General features: G+C 34.4%; 13 protein-coding genes and 1 other RNA gene. 8 read left to right on the top strand and 6 right to left on the bottom strand.

Annotation, left to right across the window (positions count from 1 at the left end; all coding sequences use genetic code 11):
* Positions 1–74: 74 nt before the first annotated feature.
* Positions 75–1,463, bottom strand: a complete 1,389-nt coding sequence (gene glmM / locus FPG59_RS08550) for a phosphoglucosamine mutase (RefSeq protein WP_086454198.1) — start codon at positions 1,461–1,463, stop codon at positions 75–77.
* 118 nt (positions 1,464–1,581) lie between these two features.
* Between glmM and FPG59_RS08545 the strand changes: the two genes are divergently transcribed.
* Genes FPG59_RS08545 through FPG59_RS08530 form a run of 4 tightly spaced genes read left to right on the top strand, consistent with a single transcriptional unit; the run spans position 1,582 to position 6,384 of the window.
* The gene (locus FPG59_RS08545) at positions 1,582–2,166 is read left to right on the top strand and encodes an ACP phosphodiesterase (protein ID WP_086454197.1); all 585 of its coding nucleotides are present in this window, start codon (positions 1,582–1,584) and stop codon (positions 2,164–2,166) included.
* A complete protein-coding gene (ggt, locus tag FPG59_RS08540) occupies positions 2,163–3,848 on the top strand; it encodes a gamma-glutamyltransferase (RefSeq protein ID WP_086454196.1) in 1,686 nt (561 codons plus the stop codon). The genes FPG59_RS08545 and ggt overlap by 4 nt, the downstream gene beginning before the upstream one ends.
* A 44-nt stretch (positions 3,849–3,892) precedes the next feature.
* Positions 3,893–4,576, top strand: coding sequence for a DNA alkylation repair protein (locus FPG59_RS08535; RefSeq protein ID WP_086454195.1), 684 nt, complete (start codon positions 3,893–3,895; stop codon positions 4,574–4,576).
* A gap of 23 nt (positions 4,577–4,599) precedes the next feature.
* Positions 4,600–6,384: a chloride channel protein gene (locus FPG59_RS08530; protein WP_086454194.1), complete on the top strand. Its 1,785-nt coding sequence runs from the start codon at positions 4,600–4,602 to the stop codon at positions 6,382–6,384.
* Positions 6,385–6,395: 11 nt separating this feature from the next.
* On the opposite strand, the gene rnpB is transcribed toward FPG59_RS08530, so the two are convergent.
* Positions 6,396–6,725: RNase P RNA component class A (rnpB, locus tag FPG59_RS08525), an RNA gene on the bottom strand.
* Positions 6,726–6,845: 120 nt separating this feature from the next.
* Between rnpB and FPG59_RS08520 the strand changes: the two genes are divergently transcribed.
* The 3 genes from FPG59_RS08520 to dnaX all read left to right on the top strand — a co-directional run bounded on the left by FPG59_RS08520 (position 6,846) and on the right by dnaX (position 9,228).
* Positions 6,846–7,145 (top strand): hypothetical protein, encoded by a 300-nt coding sequence (locus FPG59_RS08520; RefSeq protein WP_086454193.1) that lies wholly within the window; start codon positions 6,846–6,848, stop codon positions 7,143–7,145.
* A 287-nt stretch (positions 7,146–7,432) separates the two neighbouring features.
* Positions 7,433–8,098 carry a hypothetical protein gene (locus FPG59_RS08515; protein WP_086454192.1) on the top strand — a complete coding sequence of 222 codons (666 nt, stop codon included), beginning with the start codon at positions 7,433–7,435 and terminating at the stop codon, positions 8,096–8,098.
* A gap of 44 nt (positions 8,099–8,142) precedes the next feature.
* Positions 8,143–9,228, top strand: coding sequence for a DNA polymerase III subunit gamma/tau (dnaX, locus tag FPG59_RS08510; protein ID WP_086454191.1), 1,086 nt, complete (start codon positions 8,143–8,145; stop codon positions 9,226–9,228).
* A 28-nt stretch (positions 9,229–9,256) separates the two neighbouring features.
* Here the strand turns inward: dnaX and FPG59_RS08505 are convergent, their stop codons facing one another.
* The gene (locus FPG59_RS08505; RefSeq protein WP_086454190.1) at positions 9,257–9,553 is read right to left on the bottom strand and encodes a hypothetical protein; all 297 of its coding nucleotides are present in this window, start codon (positions 9,551–9,553) and stop codon (positions 9,257–9,259) included.
* A gap of 37 nt (positions 9,554–9,590) precedes the next feature.
* Between FPG59_RS08505 and FPG59_RS08500 the strand changes: the two genes are divergently transcribed.
* A complete protein-coding gene (locus FPG59_RS08500) occupies positions 9,591–9,878 on the top strand; it encodes a DNA polymerase III (protein ID WP_233264573.1) in 288 nt (95 codons plus the stop codon).
* Positions 9,879–9,894: 16 nt separating this feature from the next.
* Here the strand turns inward: FPG59_RS08500 and FPG59_RS08495 are convergent, their stop codons facing one another.
* The 3 genes from FPG59_RS08495 to FPG59_RS08485 form a co-directional block, all read right to left on the bottom strand.
* Positions 9,895–10,785, bottom strand: a complete 891-nt coding sequence (locus tag FPG59_RS08495; protein ID WP_086454188.1) for a Ppx/GppA phosphatase family protein — start codon at positions 10,783–10,785, stop codon at positions 9,895–9,897.
* A 75-nt stretch (positions 10,786–10,860) separates the two neighbouring features.
* Complete coding sequence (gene ppk1 / locus FPG59_RS08490) at positions 10,861–12,948, bottom strand: polyphosphate kinase 1 (RefSeq protein ID WP_086454187.1); 2,088 nt, start codon at positions 12,946–12,948, stop codon at positions 10,861–10,863.
* Positions 12,945–13,430: a histidine phosphatase family protein gene (locus FPG59_RS08485; protein WP_086454186.1), complete on the bottom strand. Its 486-nt coding sequence runs from the start codon at positions 13,428–13,430 to the stop codon at positions 12,945–12,947. The genes ppk1 and FPG59_RS08485 overlap by 4 nt, the downstream gene beginning before the upstream one ends.
* Positions 13,431–13,535 lie beyond the last annotated feature (105 nt).

The following is a 13,535-nucleotide window of genomic DNA, read 5'->3' as shown; positions in this document are numbered from 1 at the left end:
TCTTTAGACTTACAATTCTATTATTTTTAAAAAACCCTTTTGAAAAATACAAAAGGGTTTAAAAATTCTATTCATTAAATACCAGCAACTGCTTTAATTTCATCAATAATTCTAAGTGCTAATTGATCTGCTAGCTCTTGAGAGGCTGCTTCAGTATAAATACGAATAATAGGCTCTGTATTTGATTTTCTTAGATGAACCCAATTTTCGGCAAAATCAATTTTAACACCATCAATAGTAGTAATATCTTCGTTCTTGTACTTTTCGGTCATAGCAACAAGAATAGCATCTACATCAATTTGCGGTGTCAATTCAATTTTATTTTTGCTCATGTAATATTCCGGATACGAGGCACGCAATGCCGAAACCGTCATCTTTTTGTTTGCCAAATGCGTCAAAAACAATGCTACTCCTACCAAACTATCACGTCCGTAATGTAGTTCAGGGTAAATAATTCCACCATTACCCTCGCCACCTATAATAGCATTATTTTTTTTCATCAATTCAACCACATTCACCTCACCTACGGCACTGGCTTCGTAGTTTCCGTTATGTGCGTTTGTAACATCGCGTAAAGCACGAGAAGATGACATATTAGAAACCGTATTTCCTGGAGTTTTACTCAAAACATAATCGGCGCAAGCCACTAAAGTATATTCCTCGCCAAACATTTCACCATCTTCACAAATGAATGCCAAACGATCCACATCAGGATCTACAACGATTCCTAAATGTGCTTTTTCTTTTACCACTAATTCCGAAATATCGGTTAAATGTTCTTTCAAAGGCTCTGGATTATGAGGGAAATGACCATTAGGCTCACAGTATAATTCGACCACTTCAACGCCCATTAATTCTAATAATCTAGGAATAATAATTCCACCTGATGAGTTTACTCCATCAACAACAACCTTAAACTTAGCTGCTTTTACAGCTTCAATATCTACTAATGGTAAGTTTAAAACCTCGTCAATGTGTATGTCCATGTAGGCATCATTGATTGTGATAGTTCCTAAATCATCTACATCCGAAAAATTAAATCCTTCGCTTTCCGCAATTTCAAGAATTTTAAGTCCCTCTTCACCATTTAAAAACTCTCCCTTTTCGTTCAATAATTTCAAAGCATTCCATTGTTTTGGATTATGCGATGCCGTTAATATTATTCCGCCCTCAGCTTTTTCAAGTGGTACAGCAACTTCAACTGTTGGAGTAGTTGAAAGTCCTAAATCAATCACATCAATACCCAAACCAATCAAGGTGTTTACTACCAAATTATGAATCATTGGTCCAGATATACGAGCATCACGTCCTACAACTACCGTGATTTTATCTTTCTTACTGTAGTTTTTTAACCAAGTTCCATAAGCTGAAGCAAATTTTACAGCATCAACAGGAGTTAAGTTATCCCCTACATTTCCACCTATTGTACCTCGAATTCCTGATATTGATTTTATTAAAGTCATTGATATATATTTTATAAATTGAATTTAAAATTTTAAATTGCTGACAAATATAAGAATTGAAGCCTACAAAATAGAAATGAACGTAAAATTTCATTCTATAAATCTTTAAAGCAATCTCATGAATTTCCTAGCACACATTTACCTTTCTGGCGAAAATGATTTACTTAAAATTGGTAATTTCATGGCTGATGGAATCAGAGGGAGTCACTATGAAAACTACCCATTAGAAATTCAAAAAGGTATTATTTTGCATCGAGCCATTGATACTTTTACAGATGCGCATCCTATCTTTAGACAAAGTACAAAAAAACTTCATGAAAAATACCATCATTACGCTGGAGTGATTGTGGATGTTTTTTACGATCACTTTTTAGCCAAAAACTGGTCGAATTATTCTAATGAAAAACTAGAAGATTTTGTTGCCCGTTTTTACGACTCCCTGTACCATAATTACAGCGTACTATCAGAGAAAACAAAAGGTATGATGCCCTACATGATACAACAAAATTGGCTTGTAAGTTACCAAACAGTTGAAGGCATAGTTGGAATTTTAACCCAAATGGACAAACGCACTAAAAACCAATCCCAAATGAGGTTTGCAAGCAATGAATTAAAAGAATTCTACAGCGAATTTGAAAATGATTTTACTCTTTTTTTTGCTGAATTAATCTCATTTGTAAACCACAAAAAATCAACATTATGAAAAAATTATTTCCGTTACTTTTCCTAATTGCTATTGGATGTAAATCCCAAGAAAAAGCAGTAAATCCCACCGGACTTGTGACTTCCAAAGCAATGGTAGTTTCTGCGCGTGAAGAAGCATCTCAAATAGGAGTCGACATAATGAAAAAAGGAGGTAACGCATTTGACGCTATGGTTGCTACCGAACTAGCCTTGGCAGTAGCCCATCCGCAAGCGGGAAATATAGGCGGCGGAGGTTTTATGGTTTACAGAAAAGCAAACGGCGAAACTGGCTCTATTGATTATAGAGAAAAAGCCCCTTTGGCGGCCAAAAACGATATGTTTTTAGACCAAAATGGAAATGTTATAAAAGGTAAAAGTACTGCAACAGCACATGCATCAGGTGTACCCGGAACCATTGCAGGCATTTTTGAAGTACACAAAAAATACGGATCACTTTCTATTAGTGAAATATTAAAACCTGTAATTGCTCTCGCAGAAAGAGGCGTAGTTGTAACACCCAATCAAGCCAAAAGTCTAGCAGCTTTTAGAGCGGTTTTTATTAAAGAAAACGGACCAAACAGCTTATTCTCTCAAGTTTATAAAGCAAACGATACCATCAAATACAAAGCGTTAGCGAATACGCTTAAAAGAATTTCACAATATGGAAAAGAGGAATTTTACACTGGAGAAACGGCCCAAAAACTGATAGCTTTTCTCACTCAAAAGAACGGTGCAATGACTCTTGAGGATTTAAAGAAATACGAAGCAAAATGGAGAAAACCAATTACATTTGATTATAAAGATTTAAAAATAACTTCTATGGCACCACCCAGTAGTGGTGGAATATGTTTGAACCAAATCATGACTATGATTGAGCCTTATCCGCTTGCGCAAATGGGACACAACAGCCCAAAAGCTATTCAACTAATTACAGAAGCCGAACGAAGAGCGTATGCTGATCGTAACTTTTTTCTTGGAGATCCTGATTTTGTAAAAATACCTACTTCTAAATTGCTTGATCCTTCGTATATAAAAAACAGAATGGAAAACTTCACCTTTGATAAAGCAACCAAATCATCAGATGTTGCACACGGTGAAGTAATAGGATATGAAAGTGATCAAACTACACATTACTCTATTGTAGATTCTTTTGGGAATGCGATAGCCGCAACAACAACCTTAAATGATAATTATGGTTCCAAAATATATTGTGATGAACTGGGTTTTTTCTTGAACAATCAAATGGATGATTTTAGCGCAAAACCAGGTGTCCCAAATCTCTACGGTCTTACCGGAAGCAAAGCCAACAGTATTGCCCCTGAAAAAAGAATGCTAAGTTCCATGACTCCCACCATAATCGAAAAAGATAAAAAACTTTACATGGTAGTAGGAACTCCGGGAGGATCAACTATTATCACATCGGTTTTACAAACTATTTTAAACGTATATGAATTTAATTTAAGTATGCAAGAGGCAGTAGATACACCTCGATTTCACCACCAATGGTTGCCTGATGAAATTATTTTCGAACCTAATTCTTTCAACAAAGATTTGCTATTGCAACTCAAACAAAAAGGCTACACTATCAATGAAAGAGACAAAGAAATTATAGGTGCGGTAGATGCCATTCTAGTTTTACCGAATGGCAAACTTGAAGGTGGTGCTGACAGAAGAGGAGACAACAAAGCAGTTGGGTTTTAAGTTGTAACTAAAAAACTGAAACAATCTTTTTAAATTCTGTCTCCATGAACTTTATTCCAGCACTCGAAAAGGAGTTTGAACAAAATAGAAATGTAGAAAACGCTTTTGCAATGTCGCAATACATGCGCAATAAGTTTGCCTTTTTTGGTATTCGCACCACCAAAAGAAGAGAACTATTTAAAGAAATTTGGAAACAAAATCAACAAGAAGTACACCATCATTCTGTACAAATTGCTCAAACTCTTTTTGACAAACCAGAACGAGAATTCCATTATTGCGCCATTGAACTTCTAATAAAAGAAAAGAAAAAGACCTATAGCATTTCAGATATAGAGTGGATTGAAAAATTAATATTGCAGCATTCTTGGTGGGATAGCGTTGATACTATAGCAAAATACATTTTGGGAGCTTATTTACAGCAATTCCCGACCGAAACTGAGAACGTTATCACAAGATTTTCAAGTCAAGAAAGTATATGGTTGCATCGTAGTTTGATCCTTTTTCAATTGGGATACAAACAAAAAACCAATTCAGATCTTCTCTTTTGGCTCTGTTCAAAATACGCCAATTCCTCCGATTTTTTTATTCAAAAAGCCATCGGTTGGGCGCTTCGTGAATATGCTAAAACAAATCCCGAAGCAGTTCTTATCTTTGTAAATTCGAATAAATTAAAACCTTTAAGCACAAAAGAAGCCCTTAAAAATAGTGGTTCGCTTAAAATAATGTAGCTTTGTGAATCATTTTAAAAATCATGTTTAAAAAATATATTTCAAGGTTAGAAGCTATTATTTCAATAGCACAATCATTATTGACTCCTAAACAATTTATATTTTTATCAGCTGTATTAGTAGGTATTTCAGCTGCTTTTGCGGTGATTGTATTAAAAACTTTTGCACACTGGGTATTTATTTTTGCAACGTACGTAAGCGGTATTTTAAAACTTGGTTTTCTTACTAGTATTTTACCCATCATTGGAATTTTACTTACTATTCTGGTGGTAAAAAAAGTATTAGGCGGAAGCATTCAAAAAGGAACTTCTCAAATATTATATGCTGTTGCAAAAAAAGCAAGTATTATCCCTAGAAAACAAATGTATGCCCAAATTGTAACGAGCTCACTTACTGTTGGACTAGGCGGATCAGCAGGTTTAGAAAGTCCTATTGTAATTACAGGTGCTGCTTTTGGATCAAATTATGCTCAAAACTATAAATTAAGCTATAAAGACAGAACTCTTTTGATAGGCTGTGGTGTAGCTGCAGGAATTGCAGCGGCGTTCAACGCACCCATTGCTGGAGTTCTATTTGCCATTGAAGTTTTATTAGTAGATGTAAGCATTGCTGCCTTTACTCCCATAATGATTGCCGCTGCTACGGGAGCACTCGTATCTGTAATTGTATTGGATGAGGAAATTCTTTTGTCGTTCAAACAACAACAAAGTTTTGATTACCACAACATTTTATACTATGTACTTCTTGGTATTTTCACTGGATTAATAGCCGTGTACTATTCTAGAAATTTTCAAAGAGTAGAACATTTTTTTGGACGCTTAAAATTTTCTCCCTTCAAGAAAGGGCTCTTTGGTGCAAGTATTTTAGCACTATTAATTGTCGTTTTCCCCACTCTTTTTGGTGAAGGTTATGAAAGCATCAAAACCCTTTCAGAGAGTGATCCTGGTAAATTACTAGAACACACACTTTTTAGTGGCTTTAGAAACAATAGCTGGGTGCTTTTACTATTTGTGGGTGCCACTATGATGCTAAAAGTTTTTGCAACCAGCATTACAATTAATAGTGGTGGTAACGGAGGTAATTTTGCTCCTTCTTTATTTTTAGGTTCTTATGTAGGATTCTTTTTTTCTAAATTTCTAAATCTCACAGGACTTACAAAATTACCCGTTAGCAATTTCACACTAGTAGGAATGGCGGGAATATTAAGCGGATTATTTCATGCGCCACTAACCGCTATTTTCTTGATTGCCGAAATAACTGGAGGTTACAATTTAATGATTCCGCTTATGATTGTGGCTTCTATCAGTTTTGCTATTTCTAAACGTTTTGAAAAACACTCCATGGATGTTAAAAACTTGGTCGAAAAAGGGCATGCTTTCACCAGTAACAAAGACACTAATATCCTTTCAACACTAGAGACTAACACTATTATTCAAACTGATTTTTTAACGGTAACTCCTGATGAAAATTTGGAACGCTTAGTAGATCTTATTTCTCATTCGAATCAAGTTATTTTTGGTGTCATTGATGCCCAACAAAACTTACTTGGAATTGTCCATTTTAATGATATTCGCGAAATCATTTTTAACACCTATCGTGTCAAATATACTTTGGTGAAAGAAATCATGATGGCACCTGTAGAAACTATTGCACCCTTTGACAGTATGGAACAAGTCATGAATAAATTCGAAAAGTCGAAAAAAGCATTCTTACCTGTACTTAAAGAGGGTAAATACTATGGTTTTATATCAAAGTCGGTGGCTCTTGAAGCCTATAGAACCAAACTAAAATCCATGACAATAGAGTAACAATATAGAAGAAAAAAAGCAGACCTATAAGCCGGATTCTGTATTTCGATTACTCGAAACCCTTATCATTTATCTAGATCCAAAATTACTCTTGGACTCAAGCTATCTACCCTTCAGCAACGGGCGAGAAACCCTTAAATGCTGATATACTTGATATTTCACCGCATAGAGTTTACCTGGTTTCACTACAGCATTACCTGTACATACTTTCTGTTGCACTTGTCCTAATCTCATCCGTAAAGACGAAACCGACGGGTGTTACCCGCTATGCTTCTCTGTGGTGTCCGGACTTTCCTCCCTCTCGCCCATAAAGGCAAGACGACGATAAGGCGGTCTGCGGCGGCAAATTTAGCATTATTAAATCTTTTTATCTCATTTTCTACCACTTACTTTAACAAGACCTTCACAACCAATTCATAATAATACAGTTACCTTACCATCTTATCCATAAAAACAATACTATGTCAAAAATGTATCATTACGCCAGCGTTTCAAAAGCCTTAGAGGATTTAAAAGAAAAAGGATTTACTGTTGATTTTAACATTAACGACCAAGACATTATACAAAACCCGAGTCATTACGAAATCCAACATATTTATAGATATGAAGGGAAATCAAATCCAGATGACGAAGCCACAGTTTACGGTATACAATCCGTTTCAGGACAAAAAGGGGTTTTCGTAGCAGGTTACGCAGCAAATTCAGATAATGATGCTGCCAAAGTTTTACTAGATCTCACCATTAAAGATAGAAATTCGTAATGCTTTTTATCTGTTCAAAAACATGAAAATCAAATTCTAAATATTACTTTATTTTTAGGAGCTTTCTCCAGCTATTCGTTACAATCTTATTCGCCATCCCGAGGTTTCGGGACTGGCGCATAAGGATTTTCACTGCTATCTGGGCTAGGAAATCTCGTTAAAAAGAAGTGTACTTTAAAATATAAAATCTTTTATAAATTTTGAAAAATAATGAGCTTTAAAAAATTGGTTAAAAAAACTATATTTTTGTAAAAAAAAGCATATAATTACACTTTAATTATTTGTAAATGAAACTGCGTAATCTATTCCTGATCATTATTTTCTTATTCAATATTAACAATTCATTTGCATGTAAATGTATTGAAGTTGGTAAAGAAAATATAGTTGAATATGGTTTGAATACATATGATATTGTATTTTATGGTGAACTAATAAAACGTGATACTATTAAGCAAACTTATAGTTTTAAAATCATAGAACTTTTCAAAGGAATTTATATTTCAAAGACTATTGAAGGTGTTTCTGAAGGAAGTGATTGTGGTTTATTTCCGGATAAAAAAGGATTATGGATCATCTACGGCAACTTCAATAAAGATTATAAATTATCTTTAAGTATGTGTTCACCCACACAATCGCAAGATTTTGGTCCAGGTTGGCCTTTACCTCCTGAATTTAAGCGTGATAAATTTGGTAAAATCATCGAGCCAACTGAAACTGATTATAAGATCAACGACTTGGAATTCAAAATAGAATCATTAAGAAGTTTTATTTATCAGTTAGAACAATTAAGAGCCTATAAATTATCCCAAAATAAAATTTCGGAAAATGAAAAAAATACAATCTACAACAAAGGAATAATCATTTCTTTGATTATCAATATGCTATTATTTTCAATTCTAATTTACATTTTTGCAAGGAAAAGATTTTCTTCAAATAAACAAATTAGTAAATAAACAAATCAACAAAAAACCTATATTTGCTATCCAATAAAAATGCTATGGAACAATTTGTTGTATCGGCCCGTAAATATCGTCCACAAACTTTTAAAGATGTTGTAGGACAAAAAGCCATTACAAGCACTTTGCTCAATGCTATAGAAAGCAACCATTTAGCATCGGCCTTGTTGTTTACAGGACCTCGTGGTGTGGGTAAAACCACTTGCGCACGTATCTTAGCTCGTAAAATCAATCAGCCTGGATATGATGATCCTACCGAAGATTTTGCTTTCAATGTATTTGAACTAGATGCCGCTTCAAACAATTCTGTAGATGACATTCGTAATTTAATTGACCAAGTTAGAATCCCACCCCAAACAGGGCAATATAAAGTATACATTATAGATGAGGTTCACATGTTGTCCTCAGCAGCTTTTAATGCCTTCTTAAAAACATTAGAAGAACCACCTAAGCACGCCATTTTTATTTTGGCCACGACCGAAAAACATAAAATCATCCCTACTATACTTTCTCGTTGTCAGATATTTGATTTCAAAAGAATAACGGTAAAAGATGCCAAAGAACATCTTGCAGAAGTGGCTACCAGTCAAGGTGTAGTTTTTGAAGACGATGCTTTGCACATCATAGCTCAAAAAGCGGATGGTGCCATGCGTGATGCCCTTTCTATTTTTGATAGAGTCGTTTCGTTTTGCGGGAAAAACTTAACCCGTCAAGCCGTTACGGAGAACTTGAACGTGCTTGATTACGAAACGTACATCAACATGACCAACTTAATTTTGGAAAACAAAATTCCAGAATTATTAATGGCTTTTAACGAAATCCTTGCCAAGGGTTTTGATGCACATCATTTTGTATCAGGATTAGCATCGCATTTTAGAGATTTGTTAGTATCTAAAACTCCAGCTACTTTAACTTTGTTAGAAGTAGGAGAACAAGCCCAGCAAATGTATGGTGCACAAGCTCAAAAATGCAGTCAAGATTTTTTATTAAAAGGAATCGATATTGCTAACGATTGTGATTTAAAATACAAATTGAGTCAAAACCAGCGACTGCTTGTAGAACTTTGTTTGATGCAACTTGCCTCTATCACTATTGATGGAGAAAAAAAAAAGTTGAGCAATATATAATTCCACCCACGTATTTTAGAAAAAACGACTACTCCATAAGTGTCGCAAAAAAAATAGAAACGGCGGTAACCTCTACTTCAGCTCCTGAAAGTACACAAGGAATTCCAACTGATACAGCAGTACAAAAACCTGCAACAACAATCCCAACTCCTATTGCAGCTACTCCCGTTTCAAATACTGGAGAACCAAAAGTTTCTGCATTTTCACTCGCAAGTATTCGGGCAAAAAAAGCACTTGAAGAAAGCAGTAAAGGAATCGTTAAAGAAACATTACACTTACCAACCGAATCTTTTACAGAGACTGAAATGCTAGTGTATTGGAACAAATATGCACAACGATTAGGCGACAAGGGATTTAAAATAATGGAATCATTATTGCTAATAAACGACCCAAAACTAGACGGAACTGCAATTACTATTGAACTGCCAAACGAAGGTTCAAAACTAGATTTTGAAAGTCAACTTCACGGATTGTTAGGCTATTTAAAAGGTCATTTACACAATCATGACATTACTATAAACGTAGTTGTAAACGAAACTATTGAAACAAAAAGAAGTTTTAACGACCAAGACCGCTACAACAGGTTACTACAAATAAATCCAAATATAGAGCTTTTACGCACCACATTTGGATTAGATTTAGACGCTTAATTACAAGAAGAAAACGTTATATTTTACCGTAATACATTGCTTTTACAATTCCATCTGAAAGACCTATTTTAGGTACATAAATATTTCGGGCACCACTCCATTTCATAGCATTCATATAAATACGTGTTGCAGGAATAATTACGTCAGCTCGATCTGGATTCAAGCCAAGTTCTGATATTCTTTGCTCATAAGATAAAGAATTCAAAAAAGAATATTGCGAATTCATGTAGATGTAAGACAATGGTTTTTCCTGAATTTTACCCGATAATTTAAATAATTTATTGATATTCCCACCAGATCCTATAAGTGTAACCTCGTCATATTCTTGAGTGTTGGTTTTAATCCATTTCTCAATTTCATTCCACACTACATCGCAAACCATATTATTAAGTAAGCGTACTGTACCTGCTTTGAAAGACCTAGAGGTTATCATTTTACCATTAGAAAATAGTGTAAATTCCGTACTTCCTCCACCCACATCTACAAAAAGATAGGTTTGATCCGATTTTAATAAATGATGTAAATCAGTTGAAGCAATAATGGCAGCTTCTTTTTTGCCATCAATAATTTCGATTTTTATATCGGCTTTTTTCTTAATGATAGCAACAACCTCTTTGCCATTATAAGCTTCGCGCATGGCCGATGTTGCAAATGCCATATAACGCTCTACTTTATGTACCTTCATGAGTAAATTAAATGCTTTCATAGCATCGCACATTCTATCAATGTTCTCTTCAGAAATTTCACCCACTGTAAAAGCATCTTGCCCTAAACGGATAGGCACCCTCACAAGGGAACTTTTATTAAATTGCGGTTCTTTGCCGTCTTGCTCCACAATATTGACAATTAACAATCGCATTGCATTTGAGCCAATATCAATTGCAGCGTATTTTTTTATTTGAATCATATTTCTTGTATTTGAAACTCCTGATCAAGGTGACGGATCCCGTTCAGGTTAAAATTATAATTGGTAAAACAAAAACTATGCTAAATTTTCTTTCTTAGTAGCATCCTCTAGTTTTTTTTCATAATAACGGTACGTTTCTAGCTGCGCTCTAAAGATAGGATTATGGTTTCGAGGGCGGTATTTGTTATCAAATTTATGAGAATGAAACCTTGCTTTTACGTTTCCTTTCCAGCCAATATCAAAATTGTCAATCAGTTCTTTTTTAATATCTTGATCATAAATAGGACAGGTAACTTCTACCCTACCATCTAGATTTCGAGACATAAAATCAGCCGATGAAATATAGACTTCTGTTTGTCCCGCATTCCCAAAAATATACACTCTTGAATGTTCTAAATAATTATCAACTATACTTATAGCTTCAATATTATCACTCATACCCGGAATTCCAGGAATCAAGGAACATATTCCACGTACTTCTAATTGTATCTTTACTCCCGCACGACTGGCTTCATAGAGTTTATCAATCATAGCAAAGTCTGACAAACTATTCATTTTTAGTTTTATATGTGTTTTTCTTCCTGCCAGTGCATGAATAATTTCCCTGTCAATTAATTTTACAAACTTAGTTCTGGTGTAATGAGGTGACACTATCAAGTGTTTGTAACGATGTACTCTATAATTAATATCAAAAAATTCAAAAATTCTCATGATGTCTTTCAAGATCTGCTGGTGGCTGGTAAACAAAGTCACATCTGTGTAGACCTTTGCGGTTGACTCGTTAAAATTTCCCGTTGAGATAAAACCATAACGTTTTATTTTATAGTTTTCTACTCTTTCAATAACACATATTTTACTGTGAACTTTCAATCCCTTAATTCCAAAAATAAGTTCAATACCTTCCAGTTGCATTTGCTCTGCATAAGAGATGTTTGAAGCTTCGTCAAAGCGGGCTTGTAATTCTATTTGAACCGTTACTTTTTTTCCGTTTTTGGCAGCATTAATTAAGGAACTAATGATTTGAGAATTCTTGGCTAAACGGTATAATGTAATCTTAATTGAAATTACTTTTGGATCAAGTGCAGCCTCACGCAAAAACTTAGTCAAATATGAAAAAGATTGGTAAGGAGCATTCAGCAAATAATCTTTTTCACTGATTTTTTCTAGCATGCTTCCCTCTAAACTTAAACCCGGAATAGGCAACGGCGGTTTAGTTTCATACAATAAATCATACCTACCTAAATTAGGGAAGTCCATATAATCTCTTCTGTTATGGTAGCGACCGCCAGGGATTATACTATCTGTTGAAACAATTTTCATTTTATCTAGAAAGAATTTTAAAGTATCCTCTTCAATCAACTGATCGTAGATAAAACGTACCGGCTCCCCTATTCTTCTATCTTTTACACTCAAAGAGATTTTTTCAATCATACTTTTACTTAAATCACTGTCAATGTCAAGTTGCGCATCTCTAGTGATTTTTATCATATGCGCGGATACACTTTCGTAATCAAAAATATTGAAAATATTATTTAAGTTATGACGAATAACATCATCTAAAAGTATAATGTATTGCTTTTCATCATGTGATGGCAGGACCACAAAACGGTTAATGGTTTTAGGGATTTCAATGACAGCATATCTAACTTCGTCATCTCTTTTCATAACCAGTTTTACGGCTAAATAACCAGAAGTATCCTTAAGTACTGGAAATTCAGCCAAATCATTCAAAATGATAGTCACCAACTCAGGACTCACTTTTTGAATAAAAAAATCTTTCAAGAAAATTTCTTGTTCTACAGAAATATCTGCTTCGGTGATGATGAAAATATTTTTTGTTTCTAGTTCACTTTCTATAATGTTTAGAATTCGTAAACTTTCTGATTGTTGCTCAATAACAATTTCAGTAATATCTTTTACCAGTTGTTGTGCCGAAATTCCTCCTAGGTATTTTTCACCAGTGATTCCGGTTAAACTTAAACGTCTTATGGCTGCAAAACGAACTCTAAAAAACTCATCTAAATTATTCGAAAATATGCCTAAAAAACGCAAACGGTCTAGTAAAGGAACCGAAGGGTCACCCGCCTCTTGCAAAACCCTTGCATTAAAAGCCAACCAACTTTTTTCTCTATCAATATATTTGTATGCTAACGTTTTATTCATTTTAAATCTTTGGGAAATAATATATGTTCTGTTTTACCTTTTTTTATAGTTTTCCAATGGGTCGTATCAAATTTCAAAAAAACAAATCCTGAGGTAGGAACGTTATCTATGGTCACATCCCCGTAACGATTGACAAAATCAGTGATGGCTTCGTTGTGACCAAAAATCATCAAACTCTCTATGTCATCTGGACAGGACTCAACCACTTTTTGGAGTTGTTTTCTATCAAAGGTATAAAGGTCGTCTTTGTAAATGATACTGTCAAGCGGAAACAAAAAATTTTGTGCAAAAATTAACGCCGTATTTGTAGTTCTTTTTGCAGTACTGCACCATATAGTAAATGTTTTTGGCAACAAAGACTTGACGTGACCAGCCACAAAATGGGCATCTTTCATGCCATTACATGTTAATACTCGATCTTTATCCTGAACGGGGACCTCCCAACTCGACTTTGCATGCCTAACCAAAATTAAATTTTTCATACTTTACATTATTTGGCATTAATTAATTGATTCAACTTGGACTAAAAGTAAAACCAAAGTACAAAAAAAAACGTATTTATTTGTAAGGCAAGTTATATATTACAA

The organism is Flavobacterium sp. FPG59, assembly GCF_002150205.1.
Taxonomy (GTDB): domain Bacteria; phylum Bacteroidota; class Bacteroidia; order Flavobacteriales; family Flavobacteriaceae; genus Flavobacterium.
Note: the sequence above shows the minus strand (reverse complement) of the source record. Positions and strands in the feature narration are given on the sequence as shown.